Consider the following 26156-nt stretch of genomic DNA (forward strand, 5'->3'; position numbering starts at 1 on the left):
CTGTTACCTTTTTCATAATCCATGAATCAATTTAAAAATATTAAATATAATTATTCCTGTTATTAGTCCATAATAGATAGCTCCGTTAAAACCATTGAGATTATAGGTTTCTTAAGGTTTTAAGTATTAATATTAATGGATAGAGGATTAATTGCATAAATAATATATACTTTAAAAAAGATATTATTATGATATGGGTACCTTAGATTTAATAAAAAGTGATCTATCAAAATGGCCAAGATATGAACAGCGTAAATCATCCCTGATGAGATTTTTGATTGGATTTTATTATTTTATATTTCATGGAGGAACCAGATCCATTATATTTTACAGAATTTACCGTCCGCTCTATAAAAAAAATAGTTTCCTTTTTTATCTGGTTCGTTCCATCAGCATGATTGTCTGCCCCATTGAAATTTCAGAAACAACCAGTATTGGTGAAGGATTTTTTATTCCACACCCCCAATGCATAATTATAGGTGGCGGAGTATTAGGTAAAAACGTTACAGTATTCCAGGGAGTTACCATAGGCTTAAAAAAGCTGGGCAATGAATATCCTGTTATTGGAGATAATGTAAAGATTGGATCAGGTGCTAAAGTTCTTGGAAACGTAAAAATTGGCCCTAATTCCCGTGTAGGAGCTAATTCTGTTGTGATTAATTTGGAAGTTCCTTCATATTCTATAGCTGTAGGTATTCCTGCAGTCGTAAAACAATTAAACTAAAAAAAACTACTATATTTTTTTATTATACACACATTATTGGCTTCATCCTCTGCAAATAAAAAAAAATATTTTAAATATTATGAAACCACCCTGTAATATTCTTTAAAGACATGCCATATTACCTAAAAAAGTCATAAACATATGCATATGCTGCATATTTATATTTTTATGTTTATTTAAAAAGATATATAGGATCTGAAGATCTGTAAATCTCTGAATTGCTGTCATAGATCTTATTCATCTTTTTAGTAAAATTACCGCTTTCAACAGGATAATATGGATTATTGCTACGCGTTTTCAGGGTTTCCACATCCCCATAACGCACATAGATATAATCGTTGGGATATATTACGGTCCAGTTAAAAAGTTCCTTAGTGTCAAATGTGGTATCGTTTATCCCACCCCATGCTGTCCTATCGGATTTAGTGTAACCAAAGGTTACAAAGGAAATGAGACTAAAATAATCAGCATATATCTGTCCAGAAGAGTGCTTTTCAAGCCACTGGGCAGATGCTACATCCTGATCATGCTGGAAGAAAAATACCCAATCATCTTTATCAAATGCCATTGATTTTGAATAATCATTGGTAAATTCTATGGCAATTCCTGAACTAAACAATAGAAAAATGGTTAAAAACGCTGCTAAGGGTTTTAGTGAATGCTCAAAACTTCTATTTTGAAGTGATTTAACTTTATCTATAAAGAATTTAAAGAAAACTATAGTCCCTATAATGAAGAAAGGAGCCAGGAAGAACAGGGACAGCTGGTAAAATCTGGAAGTATTAAACGATCCTGCTAAATTTGGAAGCACTATAGAGGCAAATAAAACAATTAAATTAAAAAGTGAAAATGCAAGATATGAATCTTCAAATTCACTCCTGTATTTTTTAAAAAGAACACTTAAAAAACCAACTATAATTAGAGATTGAGTTATTAAATAAAGATATTTCTCTATCATACGTGCTGGAGAATTGTATTCTGCTAAAATAAGCTCCAGACTTTGTGAAGAATATGGATTTAAAAGCTCTGAAAGCTTAAATAGAGCACTTTTAAACACATCGATTAAATTAATGAATGTAAAAGAATCTGCACTGTATATGTACCATGATAAAGATACTACAAAGAATAATATCACCAGATATATATTGATACGTGTGTTTTTTAGATAAGAAAACTTATCAAGGAAATATTCAACTTTAGACCTTAAAGCTATTTCATCCATCACATCATTTATTTTTAAATTATCATTTGAGTTTTCAGGGATATTATTCACTGAATAGGCATTCTTTGGCTTTAAAATAATGAAATATAAAAGACTATACGACATTTTATTTATGATATTCCATGTTTTTGAATTCCTGTAGATACCAAGTAAGACCCATACTCCAAGGAAAATAAACATGTACATAAAAGAAATTGAATAATGGGATACTGCTATTCCTAAAATAAAAATAATGTATAAAACCTGCTTTTTCTCCCTGAAAAAGATTAAAATAAATAAAAGAACTAAAAAAAGCTCTGCTATTTCCTGACGTGCATTGGATACCATTTCAAGGAAAAATGATGCAATTGACATAAAAAGGAAAACTGACAAAAAAGACACCCGGGTATCTTTGGTCTGCTCCTCATATATTAGATATATACCTACAGGAACAAGAGAATAAATAAAAGGATAAATAACTTTAAAGACTGATGCCAAACTTAAATCTGATATAATGCTGTAAATAGGGGCCAGTATTACCACACTTAGAACGCTGTTATATTCTTTAAACAAAGAAGGATCCCAGAATAAATTTTTAAGGACTAAATCTGCATAATGATATTCCTGGACTATGTCATAACCTGCAATGAACTTGGAAATAAGCGATGCATGAAAGAGAAGAGAAAGTGCTATTGTAAAAATTCCTAAAGGATAATATCTGTGAGGTATTTTATCAAAAGCAATTAAAACTGGTATTAAACATGTTATAAACAGCGTAAACATTAAAAGAGAAGTTATATCGTAATAGTTAACCAGATATGTGCCTGTTATTACTGAGAAGGGGAGAATAACCAAAAATAAAGACCATGGTGAAAAAAGATCATTAGTATCAATGAATTCCTCTTTTTTAAATCCATCATCGATTTTATAGCTGATTAAGGATAATATTAAGACAAATGCACTGATGGTAATGGTTAATGGAGTCAATGAAATTGGATTTTCTATCCCCATTGCAGGATAAATCAGATTCATTAAAAATCCAATAAACATGAGGCTGGCAATACTTACTCCTGAGGAATACAATATTATTTTAATGGTTTTTAACTCATGCATCTTTAAAATTCTTAAAATTAAATAACCCGGAATGAATGTAAGATAAACGAAAGCTGTTATCTGTCTTAACACGGGAATTTGAATTCCAGCATATTCAAGTATGATAAAAGCAAAAAGAGTTATTTGAATTAATAAAATTACCTTCAAAAACTTTTTTATGTCCCAATTATTCATTTTAAATATATTTATAACCTTCATGTTAAATAACCTGATAGAATCATTTTAATTAAAATTTTTTATGGTTTTAAGGATTTTCTCTTCATTTACTTCTTTACTGTAGTAATATTCAATAAAATTCCTTGCATTCGCACTTATTTTAGCCAGTAAGTTTTCATCAAAAATATTTCCGTTAATTTCTTTGATTATCTCTTCTTCTTTAACAATCAGAATATTATCAAGGTGTTTAACGCCATCTATACCATATGTACCCTCAGGTGTGGTTAAAACTGGTGTAGAGCACATCATTGCCTCTAAAATCTTATTAAGCGGTCCTGATGTGGAAATTTTTGACGGTATCAGAACAAGATCCATGGAATTTATTTTTGATAAATATTCAGAATAAGATTCAATATAACCTGTGTATCTAATTTTAGAACTATTTATTCTGTAATCACAGGACCCTATAACATGAAAAATAATATCTTCATTGAATTTATCTATATTTTTATAAACAAAATCCAGGTAATACCTGTTCGCAGGCATGTCAAATGGACCTATTAATCCTATAGATTTGTACCCCTTCTCCTTATTGTCCCCTATCCTGTATTTAATGGATTCATCAATAAATACAGGTACCAATGCAATATTCTTATTGTATCTACTGTAGAATTCATAGATGTTTTTAGATAATGCAATTACATAATCAGATTTGCTTATAGCAAATTTTTCAATAAACTGAGTGGTTTTAATTATTATTTTATTTCTATTTTTGTTAATATTCTCCTCTGAAAGGGTTCCATGGGCTTCAAATATAATATTAAATCCTAATAACTTAGATAAAAAATAAATACTGAAAAATCCAAGGAAATCTGAGGAAACATAAACTGCATCAAGCTTATTTTTTGGAATTAAATATAAAAGCCTTAAATTCCAGAATAAATTTTCCATAAATATTGAAAAAATGTTTTTAAAATTTTTCTGATTGGAATAAAGAATTATTACGTCATGTTCCTCTTTAAGCACCTTATAAATCCGCTTAGCCCTTATTGAAATCCCGTTATCCTCAGAAATATCCGATCCTGATATTATAGCTATTTTCATAAGATATCCTCATTTCTATTTATAATAAAATTTAAGCACAATTTGCAGAAATCATGCCACAGGACGATTATAGAATGTTTTTAGAATGTGTTTCTTCCGACCTTCATGCATGCTTTCCATAGAATTCTTTTCCATTGTTTCCAGGCCTTTATATGCAATTTCATTTAACAGTTGCTTGTTTTTGTATAATTTTTCAACTGCATCTGCAAAACAGGCGGGATTTTGAGGATCACATAGAATACCGTTTGAATAATTAGAAATAATAGAAAAGCTTCTTAAATCAGCACCTATTACCACTGTGCCGTTCGCCATCGCATCATAAATTATTCTGGGTTCTTCTCCACTCAAATTTGGAACTAAAATTACATCATGTTCTCTTAATGCTTCATAAAAAGGATCTCCATAGGGAAGTATACCCCAGAATTTCACAGTATCCTCAAGATCATATTTACTGACAAGTTCTTCTAATTCCTCTTCAAGTGTCTCTTCTCTTCCTCTGTATGGCACCGGAAGGATGTTTAATTTACAAGGTATTCCTCTTTCCTTTAAAATCTTAGCAGCTTCAATTGCACATGCCGGATTTTTTTTAGGGATTAATGAAGCTACAAAACATAGATTAACAAACTCTTCAGATCTATTTTCCAGTTTTTGCTTCAACTGTTGTTTAGAAATAATATCTCTTTTTTTAACCCATGAAGTGTTGTATTTGATGACATTTCCTTCGTCTTTATATCTTTCAAGAAGATTTTCCCCACCTACAAATGTTAATGGTGTTTTCCTGATGGAAAATTTAAAAATTGGTGAATAAAAATATTTTAATAGTAGATAGAAGGATTTTGAAAATATATTATTTGAAGATTCCATGTACAGATCAAGATCAGCTATAAAATCGGCGTCATATATAAGGAGTCTATTTTTATAGCCCCTGAGCATGCAGACGTAATTTACAATGTGTCCTATAGGAGGTATTGCTGTGGCCTTATTGTGAATTATATCATCTTTCTCAATAAAATTACTGATTGTTGATACTATTCTGGGAAGTTTAATCATGAATTGAAGAGGATTTTCAAAATAAGGTAGTGCATGGAATTTAATTTCATCTTCAGAAAATACGTTGGTCAGATCATCATTATCTGGTATAATTTCTTTTTTCATAGGGGCAAAAACGTGCAGATCTTTAAAATGCTCTGAATGGGTCTTTAGTTCCCAGTACCAGCCGTCAATATCTACTTTAAATCTGTCTTTTTCAGTTAATGAAAAAGGTAACCATGTTATAAGGACATATCTCATCTAATTCACCTTTTTATTTTTACAAATTAAAATTTACCACATAATATATTATGATAATAAGTTATTAATATATTTAGTGCTCTTATATACTCCCTTCAAATTACTATAACTTAAAACATCAACAAAGGTTTTAAAAAAGAAATTAAGTCATATTTATGCTTTGTTACTTTTTATTAATCCTGTTTTTTTAAGTTTAAATGATAATACATATACAATTAGAGCTAAAAGTATAGAAGCAATAGTTACATTGATATCAAAATTTGATATTAAACCGAACTGCCATAAACTCCATGAAAATGGATAAAAAAAGTATACTCCGCTGTTCATATCTAGAAGAAGCAAATCCAGCATATAATGAGTACTTAAACCCAAAATAAATAAAATTAATGCCATCCTTTTATCTTTAAAGAATAATGATAATACGGATGCCGTAACTAAAGATCCTGCAGGAGTGTGTAATGCTGCAAGCCAGTAATAGCTGTATATATCGAAATAAAGAAGTGGTATTGATATTTTTACAATATCTGGAATCAATGCTCCAACCATACACAGGACAGTGTTTTCGGAGTTAAACTGCCTAAATTTAACTCCGAGCAAAGTACATATGGACCATGCCACTAAAATATGTGTTATCCAGTCAGGCATTTATTTCTCCTTCCTTCTAATAAATTCCAGATGTCTAAAATCGAATTTCCAGTATCTCCAGAAAATAATTACAATTACAACCAGTCCAATTATAGATCTTAAAAATATCGTTTCATAGCCTAATTTATTTATTTTAACAACCTTTACCCCTTTAAAATAGTTTGTAATAAAGAAAGCCCCCATTACCTCTACTTCAGATCCAATTTCAGGTCTTGCTGCGGATTCCACCTTAATCATGTTGTTATCCTCATCCAGAAGATCGAAACCATACTCCTGATGTCTGATTACTTCCCCAAAAATTGTGAATTCATTAGATTCCTGTTCTCCTGTTATATTTAATTGAGATGGTGAAAATTCTAAATGGGGTTCATAATTTTCATAATAGTTAACACAGAGAATTAATAGAATAGAAATAAGGGTAATAAAAATCAAAATTTTTTCAGAGACCCTATCCTTTTTCATAGCTTATTTTATGATAATAATGATATAAAATATTAACTATTATTATTATATGCTTTTAAAGCAATATTAATATTTTTAACAAAATAAAGATAATTTAAACCTATTTTTAATAATATGAACCCTGTAATGATATTTTTTTTATGTCATTAAAGTATAATATTTTAAATAAAACACTGCTTATGACTTTAAATTGCTCTATACTATTATTAATCCCACTTTTTTTAATTATATAATCTTTTTTGCCATCTTTTTAATTAATGAGCATATAAGTAAATCATAAAATTTATAAAATAGTAATACTAAATTAATATAATATATTATTATCAAACTGGTGATAAAACAATGATGCTTAACATAATATTACTTAATAATATAAATAAATGGCCGTTAATGGATTACAGTTATTTAATAACAATTGCCCTCATATTCTTTTTAATAATAAAAAGCCTATCTAATGATGATACTCCAAATAAATATACTAATTTACTGAATAAAGTATCTGGAGTTGCAATATATCCACTTTTACTACTATTTATCATCATGATCGCTTCTAAAGCGTTGGATGTAGCTTAAAATCTAAAATTATATATTCATGGAACTGTATGGGGTTGTAAAACATAAAAAATAAAGTTTATGCAATTGCTTTTTCGTAAGAATTTTTTACTTTATTTGCAACATTTTTCCAGTCAAAATTTTTCTCCACATCTTTCCTGGCTTTTTTACCTATTTTTTTCCTGTTGCTATCATTATTAACCAGTTTGATTATACTATCTGCAATAGCATCAACATCCCTCCTTGGAATTAACAGACCGTTTTTACCATTTTTTATAATTTCAGGGACTCCGCCAACTTCAGTTGAAATTGTAGCAATACCGCTGGACATGGATTCGAGAACACTCATTGGAAAGTTTTCATATAACGATGATAAGATAAATATATCCGAAGAAGCGTACAGGTAAGGCATCTTAAGATAATCAACATATCCAACGTAAGAGAAACTATCTTCAGGGATATCAAACCCGATTTTACCTGTACCTGCAAATAAAAAGTGAGCATCAACCTCATCTAATATTTTGGGAATTGCTTTTAATAAAAATGAGGCACCTTTGGCACCAATTAACCTGGAAGTAGACAGAACAACTGGAACATCAATATCTTCAAGTTTTGGGAATATATCATGGGAATTTTTTCCATTTTTTGGGCAGAAATTATCGGTATTAACTCCATTGTGTATCACTTCAATGGAGGATGGATCTATATTATAACTGTCCACAACCTGATTTTTTGTCCACTGGGAAACAGCTATGTAGTTCCTTTTTTTCTGGTGATAAATATATTCTAAAGAAACTAAAAGAGGATAAAGAAGATAAGTGGCTTTTTCAGAAAATTCTAGCTGTGAAAACCTTAGCCCAGAATCACTTGAAGCTTTTCTTTGTCCCTTTATAGTGGTATGTAATGTAGTTACAACAGGAATGTCTATGTTTCTAAATTGAAGCAATATATCAGGCATCTGCGCTGTATGGGTATGTATAAGGTCTATTTTTTCTCTTTTTATTAATTTGGGGAGACACTTAAAACATGCGTACTGGAACTTAGCATTATACATGAACGTATCATACGCTTCACTTATAAAATGAATCTGCACATTATCTGGAAAAATGGTTTCCAGATTATAATCATCTGTAGATAAGGCCTCGTTTTTAAAACCAAATCTTTGAGGAGCTACAATATGTATATTAACATCTTTTGGTAAGTTTCTTGATAATTCAACTACATAACTTCCAACTCCTCCCCATATTGGAAGAAATTCAGGGGCAAGCAACAATACATTCATTATTGAACCCCCTTATAAATGATAAAAACATATTTATTAATTTCATACATTTTGATGCATATATTCTTATTATTTGCTGTTTTTAATCCCATACAATGGTCTATCATAGAAGTATACCCTCTTTTAATCATTTTGCATTTCCCCAATAGGCCTGATTTGACAGACTTATGAGTTCACTATCTGAAAAATATTCAATTAATTTCCTCAGATTATTCAACGTTTTAGAACCGGAATTTCTAAAAACATGAAATGAAATATCATCAAATTCAGGGTTTTTATCGCTTATTTCCCATGGATGAATATAAACAACCCCATAGCCTGTCTTTTTTAGGGAGTACTTAAGCACAGTTTTTGTCCATAAAAGACCAAAATTACGTAAAAACCATCCCCCACCCCCCGGCAATCTTAAAAAAGGCAAAACTGACAATGGAAATTCTAAAATTTTTTTTCCATTATTTAAGGGCATATTAAAAGGTTGTATTGGGGCATCCTGATTACCATACCATCCAGGAATTTTCAGGCATGGAACAATAGAAGAATCATATTTAAAACCCTCTTTTAATAATGTTTCCAATTTTTCCATTGAATAATCAAAATTAGGAAATCTAAATCCCTTTAAGTCCGATATTATTTCATCCTTATACTTTTGAATGTCTTTTTTGAATTCTATTGCATTTTTGTATTTTTTATTATGATAAAATCCATGACATGCAATTTCGTTAGGGCTGCTTTTTAACATTTCAATTATTTCAGGATAGTTTTCTGCAGTTTCTCCTAAAACAAAAAAGGTACCACTAACTCCATAATCATCAAATAATGTAATTAGTTGTTCTGTTTTTTTTAATACGTCAGTTTTAGGAGTTTTTCCGTTGTAATTTTCAATAATTATCTTTTCAGCATCAAACCAGTTGGAATGAAACCATTCTTCTACATCCACAGTAATTGAAAGTTGCATGTTATCTACACCAATTTATTAATAATTTATATTATTATTTTAATATATTATTAATGTAATACTAATTTAAATAATTTTCGTATCATATTTATTACAAGAAAAGGATATTAAGTATAGAAAAAAAAATCAGAAGCTTATTGCAATGTTTTGGGACATCTATTGTAATAAAAATGAATTCAATGACCATATTGATATTATTATTTCATTTAAACTCCACGTATCCATAATACGTTGAATTAAAAATAAATTTGAGTTATATATGCTAAAAAACAAAAATTAAGAATTAAATTATTTTTTAAGATTAAATTAATATTAATATATTTTTTAATCAAAAACAGGATGAAATAAACATAATTTCGGATATAGTTATTTTAATAAAGCTATATGTGATTTTGATAAAAATTTATAGGGATATTGAATTTAAAAATTCATATTATATTACTTTTGAGGGTGCAAACTTAGAAATTAGTTTTAAATAATGAAATTATCACTGTAAATAGCAATTTTAATGATAATCAGCAATAGATAATTATATAAATAGTTAATAACTTAATATTATAATATAAAATTTTAAATAATTATTACTTAAATTGGCATAGTGGAGAAAAGAAGATGAAAAAAATTGTTGCCATTCTACCAGCATATAATGAAGAGGTTTCAATCGGTAGCATAGTATTAAACACAAAAAACTACGTGGACCGAGTTATAGTTATTGATGACGGTAGTGTAGATCGTACAGCCCAGATAGCAGAAATGGCAGGAGCAAGGGTTATAAAACACCCCTTAAACAAAGGTAAAGGTGCAGCCTTGAAAACAGGGTTTAGATCTATCGATGGATTCGATGTTATAGTAACTATGGATTCAGATGGACAGCATAATCCTGAAGAGATACCAAATCTATTAGAACCAATTCTAAAAGGGGAAGCTGATATCGTCAATGGCAGCAGATATTTGAACGGACATGATAAGGATACGCCTTCGTATAGACGCATTGGACAAACGGTTCTTGATAAAGCCACCAATTTAAACAGTGGTCTTAACATTACAGATAGTCAAAGCGGATTCCGTGCATTTGCAAGACATACTATCCCTATTTTTAGATTTAACAATGATGATTTCAGTATTGAAAGTGAAATGCTTGTTGATGCCGCAAATGCAGGTTTAAATATAAAAGAAGTGGAAATAGGAGTTCGTTATGATGTTGATGGCTCCACAAAAAATCCAGTAAGTCATGGATTAGGAGTTTTAATGAAAATAATAAATGATCTGGAATTTCAAAGACCATTGTTCTATTTCACAGTTCCTGGAACAATAATAATTACTGTTGGAATCACATTGGGTTTAATTTTCTTCGGTGATTATATAAACAACCTGAGTACAAGTCTGCTTCCCACATTCTTCGCAATATTACTTACCTTAGGAGGAGTATTTTTAGCATTCACAGGCATAATAATCGATTCAATAAGCAGGATGATAAATAGAAATGCAAAGAACTCTAACTATAATATCGAACTGGAAAATGATTATGAATGGGTTAAGGCAAAATAATTTCAACAGAGTCTTTAAAATTAATTTAGGAATTAATATTTGTCAAATACACTTATCTCTGTTTAAACAACAATTAATTTAACATAATCTATTTTACGGCTTTTCTGAAACATTTTTGATAATTCTTTAATTCTATCGGCCGATCCATCCAGAATAAAAATTTCCATACATTTATTTTCCTTTAAATGACTGTGTATTTGTGTATTGATAATATCCTCAAAATCATGCTTGATTTCTGTTACTCTATCTTCTACTTCCTGATTGTGGATCAGGACAAGTATAGAATTTATTTCGCCGCTTAATTCTTCTTTTTCTTTGTTATCAGCAATTAACATCCTTGCACTTGCCCTTATAACTTCTGATCTTCCTGAAAATCCGATTTCATCCTTAATTTTATCGATTTCTTCCAGTAATTTCTCATTTAAAGATATGCTGATTATTGGCATGATAATTATTATTTAATAACTTACTATAAATAATTTGATAAATTTTATTAACATAATATTTAAATATTAATAACTACTTAATATAATCGGAATAGATTAAAAATAACCTCCGGTGACCTTAATGGAAACAAGAAGGATATTAATCATATTATTGCTTCTTACTGCCACTATAATTGCTGTTTCATTTATTTATTCTGCCTCAATTAGTAAATTAGATACAAATAACGATAAAATCGGCGTAATAGTAAGTATACCCCCACAGGCAGAATTCGTTGAAAAAATTGGCGGCGATAAAGTTAAAGTAACGGTTATGGTTCCTCCAGGCGCTAATCCCCATACATATGAGCCATTACCAGATCAGCTTAATGATGTGAGTCAGGCAGAACTCTATGCAGAAGTTGGATCTGGAATTGAATTTGAAAATGTCTGGATGGACAAAATAAGCAGTGCTAATAAAAAAATGGTTATTTTAAACTGTTCTGAGGGAATAAATTTCATACCAAATACCGAAAATGAGGGAGATAATGAATATGATACACATGTTTGGGTTTCCCCGCAAAATGCAAAGATAATGGTTGAAAATATTTATCGGGGCCTAATTCAGGTAGATCCCGCAAATAGAGATTATTATAAAGCAAATAAAGATAAATACCTGAAAGAATTAGAAAAAGCTGACGAAAGTATAAGAAAATCTCTTTCTGGCCATAAAAACAATAAAATAATGGTCTATCATCCGGCATGGGGATATTTCTGCAGAGATTATGGACTCACACAAATCGCAATAGAAAAAAATGGTAAAGAACCAACTCCGCAGGGAATTGCGAGTCTTATAAACCAGGCAAAAAAAGAAAAAATAAAAATTATTTTTATTTCGCCTCAGTACAGTAGAAAAAATGCAGATGGAATAGCTTCAGAAATAGGGGGCCAGGTAATTACCGTTGATGATCTTGATAAGAACTACATTGAAAATTTAAATAAAGTTGCAGATTCATTTAATAAAGCTTTAAATAATTAATATAAACTTTAAATCATTTATACAGGCTAAGGAATATAAATGTTTGCTAAAGCACTTGAAATAGAAAAATTATACGTAAATTTCAATGAATTCAATATTCTTAAAGATATTAATCTAACTGTTAACGAAAAAGATTTTTTAGCCATTATAGGGCCAAATGGAGGAGGGAAAAGTACCCTGCTCAAAACAATTTTAAATTTAATCAAACCAGATAAAGGTAAAATACACATTTTCGGTAAAATCCCTAAAGAATCCCTTGATATAATGGGTTATCTGCCCCAAAATGCTCATTTTGACATGAATTTCCCCATCAATGTGTTTGATGTGGTTTTAATGGGTAGATACAATGGATTATTAAAAAATTACAATAAAAATGATAAAAAAGCAGTTATAAATGCTTTGAATGATGTTTCCATGCTTGAATTTAAGGATAGACAAATCAGCAGACTATCTGGCGGTCAGATGCAGAGAATTTTTATTGCAAGAGCCCTTGCAAGAGAGCCTAAAATACTTCTTCTTGATGAACCAACTGCAAGTGTTGATCCTAAAATGCAAAAGTCTTTTTATGAACTTTTATTGAAATTAAAGGAGAAAATGACCATAATACTTGTTACTCATGATGTTGGTGTGGTTTGCGAATATGTGGATAAAATAGCATGCTTGAATCAAAGATTATTTTACCATGGCACTCCTGAAGGCTCTGCAGATGCAATACAGAAAACTTACAACTGCCCCATAGACATCATAGGCCATGGGGTCCCACATAGAGTGTTTAAAAAGCATGAATAAAATAATATTTAAATCGAGGATATTTAATGTTAGAATTTCTCCAGTACGGATTTATGCAGAACGCATTTATCGCAGCAGTTCTGGTAAGCATAGCCTGCGGCTTGGTTGGTACATATGTTGTTGTTAAAAAGATAGTATCAATTAGTGGGGGAATTTCACATGCAGCCTTTGGTGGTATTGGTCTGGGATACTTGGTTGGTATCAATCCCATTTTCGCTGCAGTTCCCTTCAGCATTCTTTCTGCAATAAGTATTGGATTAATCAATAAAAAAATCAGGGTCAGCGAAGATACAGCTATTGGAATCCTATGGACTACTGGCATGGCATTAGGAGTTATATTTATTAATTTAAGCCCAGGATTTGCTCCAGATCTATTCAGCTATCTTTTTGGTAGCATACTCACTGTTCCGGACTCCGATTTAATTTTAATGTTCATTTTAGATCTGATAATTGTGGCCACTGTTTTCTTATTTAACAGGGAGTTTCTTGCTATTTCTTTCGATGAAGAATTTTCTAAGGCAATTGGAATTAAAGTAGAATATCTATATTTACTCCTTTTATGTCTTGTTGCCCTGAGTGTTGTCGTACTCATAAAAGTTGTAGGGGTTATATTGGTTATTGCCCTTTTAAGTATTCCTGCAGCAATAAGCACCCAGTATACCAGCAGCATCAACAAGGTGATGGTATTTTCGGTGATTTTGGGGATTATTTTAAACTTGACAGGCCTATGGCTCTCATATATATTTAATTTAGCTTCAGGCGCCACTATAGTTATAGTTTTAGGAATTGCATTTATTGTCTCTTCACTCATAAAAAAATATTGGTGATAATATTTAATCTGACTAATAAGCATCTTTAAAGCTATTATTTATAGAAAATAATCATATTATTCGGAATATAACATCTGTAATTTATTCATATTTTAATAAATTATTAATATTAATATGTAAATATTTAAATGTGTGAAAATAGTCACAATTTTCCTGAGAAAAACTCTTATTATTGTGATTATAATTGTATAATAGGACTTATCTAGTCTAGGTGAAAAGTAAAATGAATAATTATTTTTAAAATGTTCTTCATTCATTCTTTTCACCTCCTTTATGCCTTCTCTCTACATATTATTTTACATTAGTTTTTGAAATTTTAATTTTTATTAGCCACATTAGACCATATAATCCACCATTCTATACATATATAAATAAAGAAATTGAATATACGCTCATGAATAAGACATCAGTTATTTTATCCCTCTATATCATGATTTTTGCGGCTTTAATCCCTGCAGCTTTTGCAGATGTAATAGAACCTGGAATGAAAAATATTAACTATGATTATAAGATATCCAACATCAATGATTATCCTGAATATATTTTTTTAGCTCATGGAGTTCCTTCACCATCCCTTGAAATTATTACTTCCAAAGAATTCAGCTTTTATAAGTTAAGCACAGTTTCAATATATGCTGTTAAGAAATCAGATTTAAATGAGGAAGAATTGAAAAATATGGATGATCTTCAAAATTTCTTTAATAATAATTCAAAGTTAATATCTTCTGATATAAAGCTTGATGGAAGCTATGGAAATGTTGGAATGGACAATCCTCTTGATAATGTTCTTTTAGAGCTTGAAATAACCTCCATAAATGATAATAAGATGAACATTAAAAAATCTAAAGTAATTTATTATTATTCTGACGGATCTACTCAAGAGGAACTTATAGAAAATCAAGATGTTTTACCTGAGCCTTCAAAAAATAGTATTAGCAATATATACTTTTTAATTCCTGTTTTAGCCATTACTGCTATTGGTATTATTTTCATTTTAAGGAAGTTAAGATGAGTAGTTGTCTTAGGAAATTCTCATCCTTTGGTATAATTCATATATTCAATAAATTAAAGTAATTCCAATGAATCAGTTAATGCTTGCCTGGCTAATAACAATTGTTGTTGAATTTTTCATTTACTTATTTTTTATTAAAAAGAACCCTTTGAAGCTTTTTTTATATTCTGCACTTATAAATTCCATTACAGTGCCACTTGCAACCTATGGTTATTTAAACGTTCTTAATAACATTTTTTTTATGGAGTTAATTATTACTTTAGTTGAAAGTGTTTTAATAATGTCACTACTTAAGTTAAATTACAAAAAGGCGTTATTTATTTCCATTACAGCTAATTTAGTCACTACAATAATTGGATTTTTATTATAAACTTAATATAAGCACATTTGTTAAAATTAATTATTTACTGATTCTAAATAATATCTTTTTCTAAAACATTTTTAAACATTTAAAGTGTGCTAACAATTGAAAACAATATAAAAATACCTGATACTTATTTATATAGTAATAATAAAATATATAATTCTTAAAAACCAGATTAGAGTACGGAGGAATGTCTATATAATAAAGATTGATGGTATAACTGAAAAGATCAAAAAAGCTATCTATAGTAGTGCAGTTAAGAGAATTTTTAGGACATTCCGCCACTTTTAAAATTAAATCTTGGTTTCTTTTAATCGGATGACGATTTCCCCCATATCCACAAAATCAACGGAACCCCCAAGTTGTTCCAGTATGGATTGAATAAATCTTAATTCAGGAGTTTTTAATTCAATACTATTTTTATCATCAACATCGGAATTTAAAGACAGTTTAAAAACTTCATCATCTTCCATTTTCAAGTCTATATATATCCCGGAAGCATTATTTTTCAATTTATCTAATATAAGTTCATTTAAAACTAATCCTAATGGAATAGCAGTATTTATGTCCATTAAAATGTCCTGCATTTCCATATTAACCTTTACAAGGCCTTCATCCACTGCATATATTTCAAATAAATATTTTAAAAGGTCTTTTGCGTATTTATCAAAATTGATCATTGCAAAATCCTCAGATTGCTCCAGTATATCATGCAGCAGAGTTATTGCATTTACACGGGTCTGGTTTTTAATATTAAGATCATGTATATCTTCTTCTTTAATTAAGGAGGGATCCAGACCAATAATACCTGAAATTAACTTTAAAGTAAATTGAATACGCCTGTAAATCTCTTCTATAAGTATTTCTTTTTCTTGAATTTCTTCTTGAAGATTTAAATTAGCATTTTCAAGCTCTTCAGTTCTCTGCTCAACCAGTTCATTCAGATAATATCTGTGACGTATTAATTCATCTTCAATTAGTTTACGTTCAATTGCATAAGAAATAGATCTTGATAATAAAAGACTGTTTACCTGCCCTTTAACCAGATAATCCTGAGCACCTTCTCTTACAGCTCTAATGGCCAGATCTTCATCATCGAAGCCAGTTAATATTACAACAGGTATTTCCGGGGCCTGATCATAGACACTTGCGAAAGTATCAAGACCTGTACTATCTGGAAGATTTAAATCAAGGAGCAGTATATCAAATTCTTCTTTGACAAGGGCATTTAATCCATCATTGAGTTTTTGAAAGTGGTAAAGGTCAAATACAGGGTTTTTTATCTCTTTGAGCATTTCTTCAATTATTCTGAAATCCTCAAAATTATCCTCAACTATTAAAACCTTAATAAGTTTTTCTTCCATATTAAGCCTCAAATTCTTTGAATTTGTGGTTCGGAAAATCTTCGATTTTTCTCAACCTCAATAAGATTTATAAACCCTTAAATATTTTAGCCCTTAAATATTTTAGACAATACCTATAGATGAAATGCTTTAAGATTATTAATAAGTTAAATTATGATATATCTAACTCATTCTGGGTAATTCTATCATTTTAAGCCAGAAATCCTCAATAGATCTGATAACCTTAAGAAAACGATCAAAATCAACCGGTTTTGTAATATAGCAATTCGCATGATTACCATAAGTTTTTATAACATCCTCTTTTGAACTGGAAGTTGTTAAAACTACTATTGGGATATACTTAAAGTTATCATTCTCTTTTATCTCTTTTAAAACCTCACGACCATCTTTACGCGGCAAATTAAGGTCTAATAAAATTATGTCAGGCTTAGGTGCGTCTCCAAAACCTGCTTTTTTATTTAAAAAATTAAGTGCATCCACACCATCTTTAACAACATATATTTCATTATTTGAATCTGTATCCTTAAAAACTTCCTTAATTAAACGAATGTCTGCAGGATTATCCTCTACCAATAAAATTTTTATTGGATCTGTCATTAAATATCTCCCCCAAATATTAAATCTATATTGCAAATACAATTATGAAAAATATGGATTCCATGGTAAAATGCAGTGCTCTGTGCTGCAAATGAGTCATTTTAAGCCCTGCAAGTTCATGATAAAGATCCACCATCATATGGACTAATGCGGCCAGTATGCCAATTTCCAGTGATAGGAATACAATTGAAATAATAATTAAGTGGAATACAGCTTCTATACCCTCATGAATGACCCATAGTCTTATATTTGATACTACATTTCTTTTAATAATACCTGCAAGCAGTATATAGAAATCAGCGAAGATGCTCCACATTATTTTACTGTGGACTTCATCACTTATGGCAAGCGCCAAAGCGATGTAGAACCATAAAATTTCCATCAATATCACCGTTATAAACGAAATAATTCTTATTATGAATATTCTTTTCAAATGGTTTATACATATTAAAATATAATTTATTATCAGTAAGAGTTATTCTTGTTTTCATTATTTGTAAAGTTTTCTTAATTTAAGTCTGCATAATGAAGCTGATATAAATACAGTAATATCAATTATTTTTCCACGTATAATGAATAGTTTTAGTCATAAAAATAGTTATGGTTAGATTTTTTTATATGATTTTTCTAAAAATTACAGGCTTTTTTATGGTAACCATGGATTGTGGCATGCAAATAGTTGAATATACTGAGTATATGATTTGCAAAGTTCAATATATTCAATTATAATTAATTTTTTATCATTAAATGTTGTATGCACAATTAATAATTTAATTAATGGTTATTATTTATTTTAAAATTTTTAAATTAGAAAAAGCAATATTAATACAAAAAATATATTAACTATTACAAATAAATAAATAGTTGAAGTTATGAGGAAATCGGGGAATACTCATAACTTCCCTCCAATACTATAGATATGCATTATGTTGTAGTAATGTATATAATCCGCTGCATAAAGGATTTCCATACAAAAACTATGACTAAAAAAAAGTTGTGAGGAAATTCATAATATCAGGGGCCACTAAACTCCTCACAACTTTCTATTTGCATTATAATTAAATATAAAATAATAATATACTACATTAAACTTAATATGAATTTTTTTTAAGCCATAGCCAATAATGACCAGGGCAATCCATATTAACGTGGTTTTTTTATTAAAATAAAAATATATCAATTCTGTACTTAATTGGATGCATAAATAAATTTAATTTTTATTTAATAAAGTAAAATAAAAAGTTGAACCAATTCCTAATTTTGATTCTACCCAAATACGACCACCATAAATATTAATGATTCGTTTTACTATAGCAAGACCAATCCCAACACCTTTATATTCACCAATTGGATGTAATCTTTTGAAAACCTCGAATATTTTATCATAGTACTTTTCTTCTATTCCCATACCATTATCACTTACAGAAAATAACCATTCATCGCCTTTATTTTGTGCTGAAATATGTATTATGGGAGGAAATACCTTTTTACGGAATTTTAAAGCATTATCAATTAAATTATGAAAAACTATGCCAATTTCCTTTTTATCACCATAAATCATCGGTAGTTGATCAAATGTTATTTTTCCATGACATTCTTTAATAGTATACTGTAAATTAGATAAAACCTCTTTAAGTACTTCTTCAGCACTGAAATATTCTAAATTTGAATTTTTATTTCCTAAATGAGAATAATCATGCAATCCTATAATCATACGCTGCATTCTGGATGCTCCACCTACAATATATTCTATAAAATCATCTGCATCCTTATCTAATTTACATTTATATCGTCTTTTAAGAAGTCCAGCATAGCTGGCCATAGTACGAAGTGGTTCCTGCAGATCATGGCCTGTAATAAAATAGAAATTCTGTAATTCGACATTAGAATCTTTTAACTTATTTATTACTTTTTTTAAATGTTTTTCATTATCTTTTGATTCTTCTAACATTTTATAAGCTGAAATATCATTTACAGCTATCTGAAATCCTTTAAACTTTTCCGTATCATCAATTATAATCATTGCTTTTATATTAGCATAAAAGTGAGTATTATCTTCTCTTATAAGTTCAATTTCACATTCCTGATTTTCCCATGTTTCTAAAGTCTTCTTCATACATCTGGAAAAATTATTTAAAGAATCATCAACCAAAAAAAGTTCAAATAATCTGTTTATAATATCTGATTTATCCCGACCTAATAGTATAGTACCCTCTAAATTTACGTTGGTAATTATTAATTCTTTATTTAAAGTAAAAAATCCGACAGGTGAGAAATTATAAAGATCAGAATATTTTCTCCTGAATTTATCCAGATTTAAAAGGGCATTTTGAAGCTCATTATTTTGCATTTCTAATTCTGCTTGATAAATTCGAAGTTCACTAATTAATCTAATAATATTTTCACTGATGTATCCTTCTCCATAGGCCTCTTCCAATAACTTTTCAGTAATATCCTGAATTTTGTCAGCCTTGGTCATCAAATACCTCGTAATATGTAATTACATACTTGCATTATGGAAATGCACGTACCATGCTAATATATACTATTTTTTAATATAGCATAAGAAAGTGTTAAAACGAATAATAGGACAAAATAATCCTTTTTTTAACCTTCCAGTACGCCTTTATGCCATTTATGATATATATTCCAGTGTAATATTATTTGTAAATATTTAATATTTATAATATACTAAAAATATTAAATCAAAAATATTATATAATACTTATTAATTTTCAATTGGATAATATGTTTTATAAATAAATAAAAATCATTATTTAAGGATTTAAAAATAAAAAAATGTTTATTATTATATAAAATCGTTTATAATTAAATAATTATAGTAAATATATAAATTAATGAAATATTAACCATTAAATATTATTTTGAGCTTTATAAATACCATAATAATATTAAAAAAATATTTTTAATTAAAATGGAATATTAAAAAATCTTAAATTTACTTAAAGAGTATTTTAATAAATATTTATAAAATGGAATATGGTTAATAATAATATATCTAAAATAAATTATATAATTAATAGTATTCAATTAAAGTTATTTTATTAGCTAAAATTGGAATTAAAGAAAGATTAGAAGGATAAATTACTTCTATAACACTTTAACTTCCTATCGAAGAGTAATACTCAAAAAAGTATATAATATAAAGAAGAACATATCACTAAACTACCAAGATTATATATTAATCAAACTTATTCTAAAGGAGAAACTAGATGACCAACGATAACATTCCAAAAGACTATGATCATAAAAAAGAAATCAAATGGCAAAATAAATGGCAAAAAGACAATATTTACAGGTTCATAGGTGATGGAACAAAACCAGGTTACATAATAGACACACCTCCACCATATCCAACAGGAGCAACCCACATGGGACATGTGCTTAACTGGACCTACATTGATATAATTGCAAGATTTAAAAGAATGCAAGATTATGATGTGCTTTTCCCTCAAGGATGGGATTGTCACGGGCTTCCAACTGAAGTTAAAGTTGAAGAAATCCATAACATCAAAAAAGGCGATGTTCCGCGCGATGAATTCAGAAAAATGTGTGTAGATCTAACCAGTGAAAACATAAAGCAAATGAAAGCGCAGATGATATCACTTGGTTTTTCACAGGACTGGTCAAGTGAATTTGTAACCATGACTCCTGAATATATGAAAAGAACACAGCTCTCATTTTTAAAAATGTATCATGAAGGGCTGATTTATAGAGGAATCCACCCGGTAAACTGGTGTCCAAGATGTGAAACTGCCATAGCCTTTGCAGAAGTAGAATACCACGAAAATGAAACTTATCTGAATTATCTAGAATTCCCGGCAGAAGAGGGAGAAGATGGGGTTTTAATAGCTACAACAAGACCTGAACTATTATCCGCGTGTGTAGCAGTTGTAGTGCATCCAGAAGACGAAAGATATAAAGAACTGGCAGGTAAACGCCTTGAAGTACCCCTTTTCGGACGTTCAGTAGAAGTAATAACAGATGCTGAAGTAGATCCTGAATTTGGAACCGGAGCGGTTATGATATGTACTTTTGGTGATAAAACAGATGTATTGTGGGTTAATAAGTATGATCTGGATATTATAGAAGCTATTGATGAACAGGGAATAATGCAGGATGTTTCAGGAGAATACTGCGGCCTCAGTATTAAAGAATGTAAAGAAAAAATCATTGAAGATCTTAAAAAAGAAGGTTATCTTAAAAAACAGGAAAATGTAGAGCAGAATGTTGGCCTATGCTGGAGATGTAAGGCTCCAATAGAGATACTTGTTAAAAATCAGTGGTTTGTAGCTGTTAAAGACCTTATTGAAGATGTAAAACATACCACAGATGAAATAAAATGGACACCAGAATATATGGAGACAAGACTCCTAAACTGGACTGGTTCGATGGACTGGGACTGGTGTATTTCCCGTCAGAGAATCTTTGCAACTCCAGTTCCTGTATGGTATTGTAGCAAATGTGGAAAAGTTCATATAGCTTCAGAAGACATGTTACCTGTTGATCCAACTCAAGATAAGCCTGAAGGTAAATGCGAGTGTGGTAATAATGAATTTATTGGAGAAACTGACGTTCTGGATACATGGATGGACAGTTCAATTAGTCCGCTTTCAATTACTGGTTGGCCAGATCAAAACTTTAAAAATTACTACCCTACAGCATTAAGACCACAGGGACACGATATTATAAGAACATGGGCATTTTATACTATACTCAGGTGTAAAGCTTTAACTGGAGAAAGACCTTTTGATGAAATAGTCGTGAATGGAATGGTATTTGGTGAAGACGGCTATAAAATGAGTAAATCCAGAGGAAATGTAATTTCAACTGAAGAAGTTTTAGAAAACTATGGTGCCGATGCTCTTAGACTCTGGGCTGCAAATAGTGTTCCTGGTTCTGATGTTCCATTTGCATGGAAAGATGTAAAATACGGCTATAAATTCTTAAGAAAATTTTGGAATGCATTTAGATTTATAAACATGCATATTGAAGGGTTTGAAGCCAGTATGGATGAAGAAGAAATTATTGAAAATTTAAATCCTATGGATAAATGGATATTATCAAAATTAAACAGGTTAAATGTCGATGTAACCAATGCAATTGAATCTTATACTTTTGCAAATGCTGTAAACAAAATTCAGGCATTTATATGGCATGATTTCTGTGATGAATATATAGAAGCGGTGAAGTACAGACTTTATGGAGATTCAACAGAACTGGTAATATCTAAAGAAGTGGCGCAGTACACACTTAAAACTGTTATATTGACATCATTAAAGCTTTTAGCTCCGCTAACTCCTCACTTTGTTGATGAAATTTATGGTTATATGTCATCAGAGGATTTAAGTATTCATAAAACACTCTGGCCAGAAGTAAATGAAAAATTAATCAGTAAAAGCGCAGAAGAAACTGGAATGGTTGGAGTGGAACTTATAGGAGAAATCAGAAGATTTAAATCTGGATCTAAAATGTCTTTAAACGCTCCAATTAAAATATTGAACATTTACACAACAAATTCAGACTTAATTGAAGAAATAGAAGAGCTAAGCGCTGATATTAAGGGTACAATGAGAATAAATGGTTTAAATGTAATGTCTGGAAAGCCGGATATTAAAGAGAAAGTCACTGAAATTATTCCTCAGATGGCAAAAATAGGTCCTGAATTTAAAGGTGAAGCACCTAAGGTAGTAAAATACCTTCAATCAGCAGATATGGATGAAATTGTAGCCAAACTTGATGAAGATGGCGAAATCATTATTGATGGATGCAAAATAACATGGGATCATATAGAGGCTAAAAAAGAGGTTGTCGGTGAGACCGGTGAAAAGGTGGAAATAATCCATGCTTCAAATCTGGATGTAATTCTGGAAATAATCGTCTGAAAATGTGATTTAATAAAATATCTGAATTAATTTCAAAGTGATTTAATGAAACTTGAAATTCAAAAAACAGAATCAATTGAAGGAGTTATTAAAGCACCGCCTTCAAAAAGCTATACCCACAGAGCAATTATAATTTCATCTCTTGCAGATGGGAAATCAACCCTCAACGATCCACTGTTTTCAGAAGACACATTAGCATCAAAAGATGCATGCATAGCTTTGGGGTGCGAAATTAAACAGAAAAAAGGTAAATTACTGGTTGAAGGTACTGGAGGAGTTCTTAAAACTCCTGAAGATGTTGTAGATCTTAAAAATTCAGGAACTACACTTAGAATAATGACTTCAGTTGCATCTCTTGCCCCTGATTATACAGTTTTTACAGGGGATAGTTCTCTTAGAACAAGGCCAATGCAGGATTTACTGGATGCTCTTAAAAAACTTTCTGTTACTGCATTTTCTACAAGAAGAAATGGAAAACCCCCAATTTGCGTTAAAGGTGGATTTAAAGGAGGACCAACTGAAATTAAAGGAGATATAAGCTCCCAATTTATTTCATCACTTCTTATAGCTTCTCCTTACGCTGAAATCCCTGTTGATATAAATATTAAAGGGAATTTCATATCCAAACCATACGTTGATATGACAACCGATGTTATGGCGAAGTTTGGAGTGAATCCTGATTATGATAAAAAAAACAATTCATTTCATATAGAACCCCAAACCTATAAATCCAGAGATTATACAATTGAAGGAGATTATTCATCAGCTTCTTATATAATTGGGGCTGCAGCAGCTCTTAAATCCGAAGTCAAAATACAAAATCTTTTTGAAAACTCAAAACAGGGAGATAAACAGATATTAAATATTGTTAAGGAAATGGGTGCTGAAGTTAAATTTAAAAAGGGTGAAGTTATAATACGTGGATATGGGAAACTTAAAGGAGTAGAAGTGAACCTTGAAAATTCTCCAGACCTATTACCAACAGTTGCGGCATTGGGAGCAATTGCTGAAGGTGAGACAGAAATTATAAATGTTGAACATGCTCGCTATAAAGAAACCGACAGAATCCACACATGCGCTCTTGAACTATCAAAACTTGGAGTTCAGTTAGAAGAACGAAATGATGGTCTTTTAATTAAGGGTGGAGCAAAAGGTGGTACTGTTAATTCTCATGGTGATCACCGCCTTGTTATGGCTCTTTCACTGGTAGGATTGAAGGTTGGCAATGTAAAAATAGAAAATGCATCTGTTTATGATGTTTCTTTCCCCAATTTCCCAGAAGGCATGAAGGAACTTGGATGTAACATAAATAAGATATAATTAATCAAAACATATCTTTAAACAAATACAGGTGAAATAATGACAGAAAGGAAGAAAGGGGCTAAAATTGTGATTTTTGGTTCAGCAGACTCAGGGAAAACAACAACAATTGAAAATATTCTTGAGAAAAAAGAAGAGAAAGTAACAAAAATTGAATGTAAAGGAACAACAGTTGCACTTGATTACGGAAATGCAATGATTAACGGTGAAAAATTCCATATATTCGCCACTCCAGGACAGGAAAGATTTCAATTCATGCGTGAAATACTTTCAAACGGGTTAGATGGTGCAATTGTGGTTATAGATAACTCTAGAGGAATTACAGATACTGATAAACAAATAATGGATAATTTAAACTCTAACAATATCCCTTATGTAATATTCTGCAATAAACAGGACATAGTGCCTGGAAAAATAGAATCACCGCACATTAAAGAAGATATCCCAATAATACCCACTACAGCGAAGTTTGGGGAAGGAATTCATGAGGGATTAGAAACTCTTTTAGAGTTAATGGAAACTTAATCTAATTACTTTTATTTTATTTTTTTGATATTATGTCAATAACTTTAGGTCCATCAACCATTGCCAGTCAGTTCTGGTGTGAAATGGCAGTTGATTTAAGGCGTAAATATGGGGAAGTTTCAACACCAGAAAAGGAAATGGGTAGTGAAATCCATAAGGACCGATTCCTTGAAGTTTTAGAAGAAATTGTAGTTGAAATTAAAACTCCAGGGGATAGACTTCATTCTAATGTCCATAATATGTTGGTAGGACTTGAATTATATAAAAAAGAAGGTTTAACCCGCGAACTCCCCATTTTGGCTAAATTTGATTCTGTGCATCTTATGGGTATAATTGATGAGATAAGAGAAATAGAGGAAATTCAAAAGGGAGTAAAAACAAAAAAGACGCAGATTGTAGAGATGAAAACCCGTAGAAGTTTGAATCCACCATCATCGCAGCAGATACTTCGAGATAAGATGCAGGGAATGATTTACTGGTACGGGCTTAATTCAATGATAAATAAAGAGACTGAAATGGGAGATTTCTGGACAGTTTATGGGGTTGATTTAATAGAAAATGACTTTAATGAACCTATTTTAAGTGAAGAATATATGAAAAGCCTTGAAATTCCAAGAGAAAAGCAAATAGAATATGGGAGTCTCCTTTCAATTGGAAACTTAATTAATAATGTTCTTAAAATGGCCTGTGAATTGCCTGAACTATCAAAAACCATTGAAATTATTTATATACACCAAAAGACACTTATGGAAGTCCATAAAGAAAGATATAAATTTGATGAAAGGTTTTTTACTCGTGGAATGAGATGGGCACTTGAATACTGGTCTGGAAAAAGAGAACCAACATCAGTTGGAGAAGCAAATAACTGGAAATGTGATTTTTGCAGTTACTACACTGTTTGCCCAGCAATACACAAGAAATGGAGACAAGGTGATTAAAATTCAAAACTTTGAAAG

23 protein-coding genes are annotated in these 26156 nt (G+C 30.2%); 11 read left to right on the plus strand and 12 right to left on the minus strand.

From position 1 onward, the window contains the following. The first annotated feature begins 193 nt into the window (after positions 1-193). Entirely contained in the window at positions 194-724 is a 531-nt protein-coding gene (locus QMD61_05215; GenBank protein ID MDI6724026.1) for a hypothetical protein, read from the plus strand. Positions 725-896: 172 nt separating this feature from the next. Here the strand turns inward: QMD61_05215 and QMD61_05220 are convergent, their stop codons facing one another. From QMD61_05220 to QMD61_05240, 5 genes are all read right to left on the minus strand, one after another. After that, positions 897-3236, minus strand: coding sequence for a DUF2206 domain-containing protein (locus tag QMD61_05220; protein ID MDI6724027.1), 2340 nt, complete (start codon positions 3234-3236; stop codon positions 897-899). Positions 3237-3260: 24 nt separating this feature from the next. Next, positions 3261-4298, minus strand: coding sequence for a glycosyltransferase family 4 protein (locus QMD61_05225; protein ID MDI6724028.1), 1038 nt, complete (start codon positions 4296-4298; stop codon positions 3261-3263). 51 nt (positions 4299-4349) lie between these two features. Continuing rightward, the gene (locus QMD61_05230; GenBank protein ID MDI6724029.1) at positions 4350-5588 is read right to left on the minus strand and encodes a glycosyltransferase family 4 protein; all 1239 of its coding nucleotides are present in this window, start codon (positions 5586-5588) and stop codon (positions 4350-4352) included. Between the two features lie 153 nt (positions 5589-5741). Beyond that, on the minus strand, positions 5742-6233 hold the full coding sequence (locus tag QMD61_05235) for a metal-dependent hydrolase (GenBank protein ID MDI6724030.1): 492 nt from the start codon (positions 6231-6233) through the stop codon (positions 5742-5744). Then, positions 6234-6695, minus strand: coding sequence for a hypothetical protein (locus QMD61_05240; protein ID MDI6724031.1), 462 nt, complete (start codon positions 6693-6695; stop codon positions 6234-6236). A 342-nt stretch (positions 6696-7037) separates the two neighbouring features. Between QMD61_05240 and QMD61_05245 the strand changes: the two genes are divergently transcribed. Then, on the plus strand, positions 7038-7268 hold the full coding sequence (locus QMD61_05245) for a hypothetical protein (protein MDI6724032.1): 231 nt from the start codon (positions 7038-7040) through the stop codon (positions 7266-7268). A 58-nt stretch (positions 7269-7326) separates the two neighbouring features. On the opposite strand, the gene QMD61_05250 is transcribed toward QMD61_05245, so the two are convergent. Continuing rightward, on the minus strand, positions 7327-8529 hold the full coding sequence (locus QMD61_05250; protein ID MDI6724033.1) for a glycosyltransferase family 4 protein: 1203 nt from the start codon (positions 8527-8529) through the stop codon (positions 7327-7329). 127 nt (positions 8530-8656) lie between these two features. Next, entirely contained in the window at positions 8657-9484 is an 828-nt protein-coding gene (locus QMD61_05255) for a DUF3473 domain-containing protein (GenBank protein MDI6724034.1), read from the minus strand. A gap of 612 nt (positions 9485-10096) precedes the next feature. Here QMD61_05255 and QMD61_05260 point away from each other — a divergent pair. Continuing rightward, positions 10097-11032 carry a glycosyltransferase family 2 protein gene (locus QMD61_05260; GenBank protein ID MDI6724035.1) on the plus strand — a complete coding sequence of 312 codons (936 nt, stop codon included), beginning with the start codon at positions 10097-10099 and terminating at the stop codon, positions 11030-11032. A 62-nt stretch (positions 11033-11094) separates the two neighbouring features. Here the strand turns inward: QMD61_05260 and QMD61_05265 are convergent, their stop codons facing one another. Continuing rightward, on the minus strand, positions 11095-11478 hold the full coding sequence (locus QMD61_05265; protein ID MDI6724036.1) for a CopG family ribbon-helix-helix protein: 384 nt from the start codon (positions 11476-11478) through the stop codon (positions 11095-11097). 121 nt (positions 11479-11599) lie between these two features. Between QMD61_05265 and QMD61_05270 the strand changes: the two genes are divergently transcribed. The 4 genes from QMD61_05270 to QMD61_05285 all read left to right on the plus strand — a co-directional run bounded on the left by QMD61_05270 (position 11600) and on the right by QMD61_05285 (position 15124). Continuing rightward, positions 11600-12493 (plus strand): zinc ABC transporter substrate-binding protein, encoded by an 894-nt coding sequence (locus QMD61_05270; protein ID MDI6724037.1) that lies wholly within the window; start codon positions 11600-11602, stop codon positions 12491-12493. Between the two features lie 39 nt (positions 12494-12532). Further along, a complete protein-coding gene (locus QMD61_05275) occupies positions 12533-13282 on the plus strand; it encodes an ABC transporter ATP-binding protein (GenBank protein MDI6724038.1) in 750 nt (249 codons plus the stop codon). Between the two features lie 26 nt (positions 13283-13308). Further along, positions 13309-14109 (plus strand): metal ABC transporter permease, encoded by an 801-nt coding sequence (locus QMD61_05280; protein MDI6724039.1) that lies wholly within the window; start codon positions 13309-13311, stop codon positions 14107-14109. A gap of 397 nt (positions 14110-14506) precedes the next feature. Beyond that, positions 14507-15124, plus strand: a complete 618-nt coding sequence (locus QMD61_05285; protein ID MDI6724040.1) for a hypothetical protein — start codon at positions 14507-14509, stop codon at positions 15122-15124. Positions 15125-15781: 657 nt separating this feature from the next. Here QMD61_05285 and QMD61_05290 read toward each other — a convergent pair. The 4 genes from QMD61_05290 to QMD61_05305 form a co-directional block, all read right to left on the minus strand. Next, positions 15782-16852 carry a response regulator gene (locus QMD61_05290; protein ID MDI6724041.1) on the minus strand — a complete coding sequence of 357 codons (1071 nt, stop codon included), beginning with the start codon at positions 16850-16852 and terminating at the stop codon, positions 15782-15784. A 162-nt stretch (positions 16853-17014) separates the two neighbouring features. Beyond that, positions 17015-17449, minus strand: a complete 435-nt coding sequence (locus QMD61_05295) for a response regulator (GenBank protein ID MDI6724042.1) — start codon at positions 17447-17449, stop codon at positions 17015-17017. Positions 17450-17474: 25 nt separating this feature from the next. Then, positions 17475-17831 carry a hypothetical protein gene (locus QMD61_05300; GenBank protein MDI6724043.1) on the minus strand — a complete coding sequence of 119 codons (357 nt, stop codon included), beginning with the start codon at positions 17829-17831 and terminating at the stop codon, positions 17475-17477. 828 nt (positions 17832-18659) lie between these two features. Next, on the minus strand, positions 18660-19928 hold the full coding sequence (locus QMD61_05305) for an ATP-binding protein (protein ID MDI6724044.1): 1269 nt from the start codon (positions 19926-19928) through the stop codon (positions 18660-18662). Between the two features lie 754 nt (positions 19929-20682). Here QMD61_05305 and QMD61_05310 point away from each other — a divergent pair. From QMD61_05310 to QMD61_05325, 4 genes are read left to right on the plus strand one after another with little or no spacing between them, the layout of a single operon-like run. Further along, positions 20683-23355, plus strand: a complete 2673-nt coding sequence (locus tag QMD61_05310; GenBank protein MDI6724045.1) for a valine--tRNA ligase — start codon at positions 20683-20685, stop codon at positions 23353-23355. A gap of 45 nt (positions 23356-23400) precedes the next feature. Continuing rightward, positions 23401-24675: a 3-phosphoshikimate 1-carboxyvinyltransferase gene (gene aroA / locus QMD61_05315; protein ID MDI6724046.1), complete on the plus strand. Its 1275-nt coding sequence runs from the start codon at positions 23401-23403 to the stop codon at positions 24673-24675. A gap of 39 nt (positions 24676-24714) precedes the next feature. Further along, positions 24715-25200, plus strand: a complete 486-nt coding sequence (locus QMD61_05320; GenBank protein ID MDI6724047.1) for a GTP-binding protein — start codon at positions 24715-24717, stop codon at positions 25198-25200. Between the two features lie 32 nt (positions 25201-25232). After that, a complete protein-coding gene (locus tag QMD61_05325; GenBank protein MDI6724048.1) occupies positions 25233-26138 on the plus strand; it encodes a PD-(D/E)XK nuclease family protein in 906 nt (301 codons plus the stop codon). Positions 26139-26156: the final 18 nt, after the last annotated feature.

This window comes from Methanobacterium sp. (genome assembly GCA_030017655.1).
In the GTDB taxonomy this organism is placed as follows: domain Archaea; phylum Methanobacteriota; class Methanobacteria; order Methanobacteriales; family Methanobacteriaceae; genus Methanobacterium_D.

What these genes read in the sequence shown, in the direction of transcription:
- QMD61_05300 (MDI6724043.1), bottom strand. Translation starts at nt 17,831, where the DNA reads ATGGAAATTTTATGGTTCTACATCGCTTTGGCGCTTGCCATAAGTGAT.
- QMD61_05230 (MDI6724029.1), bottom strand. Translation starts at nt 5,588, where the DNA reads ATGAGATATGTCCTTATAACATGGTTACCTTTTTCATTAACTGAAAAA.
- QMD61_05275 (MDI6724038.1), top strand. Translation starts at nt 12,533, where the DNA reads ATGTTTGCTAAAGCACTTGAAATAGAAAAATTATACGTAAATTTCAAT.
- QMD61_05255 (MDI6724034.1), bottom strand. Translation starts at nt 9,484, where the DNA reads ATGCAACTTTCAATTACTGTGGATGTAGAAGAATGGTTTCATTCCAAC.
- aroA (MDI6724046.1), top strand. Translation starts at nt 23,401, where the DNA reads ATGAAACTTGAAATTCAAAAAACAGAATCAATTGAAGGAGTTATTAAA.
- QMD61_05285 (MDI6724040.1), top strand. Translation starts at nt 14,507, where the DNA reads ATGAATAAGACATCAGTTATTTTATCCCTCTATATCATGATTTTTGCG.
- QMD61_05260 (MDI6724035.1), top strand. Translation starts at nt 10,097, where the DNA reads ATGAAAAAAATTGTTGCCATTCTACCAGCATATAATGAAGAGGTTTCA.
- QMD61_05320 (MDI6724047.1), top strand. Translation starts at nt 24,715, where the DNA reads ATGACAGAAAGGAAGAAAGGGGCTAAAATTGTGATTTTTGGTTCAGCA.
- QMD61_05225 (MDI6724028.1), bottom strand. Translation starts at nt 4,298, where the DNA reads ATGAAAATAGCTATAATATCAGGATCGGATATTTCTGAGGATAACGGG.
- QMD61_05265 (MDI6724036.1), bottom strand. Translation starts at nt 11,478, where the DNA reads ATGCCAATAATCAGCATATCTTTAAATGAGAAATTACTGGAAGAAATC.
- QMD61_05235 (MDI6724030.1), bottom strand. Translation starts at nt 6,233, where the DNA reads ATGCCTGACTGGATAACACATATTTTAGTGGCATGGTCCATATGTACT.
- QMD61_05290 (MDI6724041.1), bottom strand. Translation starts at nt 16,852, where the DNA reads ATGGAAGAAAAACTTATTAAGGTTTTAATAGTTGAGGATAATTTTGAG.
- QMD61_05295 (MDI6724042.1), bottom strand. Translation starts at nt 17,449, where the DNA reads ATGACAGATCCAATAAAAATTTTATTGGTAGAGGATAATCCTGCAGAC.
- QMD61_05310 (MDI6724045.1), top strand. Translation starts at nt 20,683, where the DNA reads ATGACCAACGATAACATTCCAAAAGACTATGATCATAAAAAAGAAATC.
- QMD61_05215 (MDI6724026.1), top strand. Translation starts at nt 194, where the DNA reads ATGGGTACCTTAGATTTAATAAAAAGTGATCTATCAAAATGGCCAAGA.
- QMD61_05240 (MDI6724031.1), bottom strand. Translation starts at nt 6,695, where the DNA reads ATGAAAAAGGATAGGGTCTCTGAAAAAATTTTGATTTTTATTACCCTT.
- QMD61_05220 (MDI6724027.1), bottom strand. Translation starts at nt 3,236, where the DNA reads ATGAAGGTTATAAATATATTTAAAATGAATAATTGGGACATAAAAAAG.
- QMD61_05270 (MDI6724037.1), top strand. Translation starts at nt 11,600, where the DNA reads ATGGAAACAAGAAGGATATTAATCATATTATTGCTTCTTACTGCCACT.
- QMD61_05250 (MDI6724033.1), bottom strand. Translation starts at nt 8,529, where the DNA reads ATGAATGTATTGTTGCTTGCCCCTGAATTTCTTCCAATATGGGGAGGA.
- QMD61_05325 (MDI6724048.1), top strand. Translation starts at nt 25,233, where the DNA reads ATGTCAATAACTTTAGGTCCATCAACCATTGCCAGTCAGTTCTGGTGT.
- QMD61_05245 (MDI6724032.1), top strand. Translation starts at nt 7,038, where the DNA reads ATGATGCTTAACATAATATTACTTAATAATATAAATAAATGGCCGTTA.
- QMD61_05280 (MDI6724039.1), top strand. Translation starts at nt 13,309, where the DNA reads ATGTTAGAATTTCTCCAGTACGGATTTATGCAGAACGCATTTATCGCA.
- QMD61_05305 (MDI6724044.1), bottom strand. Translation starts at nt 19,928, where the DNA reads ATGACCAAGGCTGACAAAATTCAGGATATTACTGAAAAGTTATTGGAA.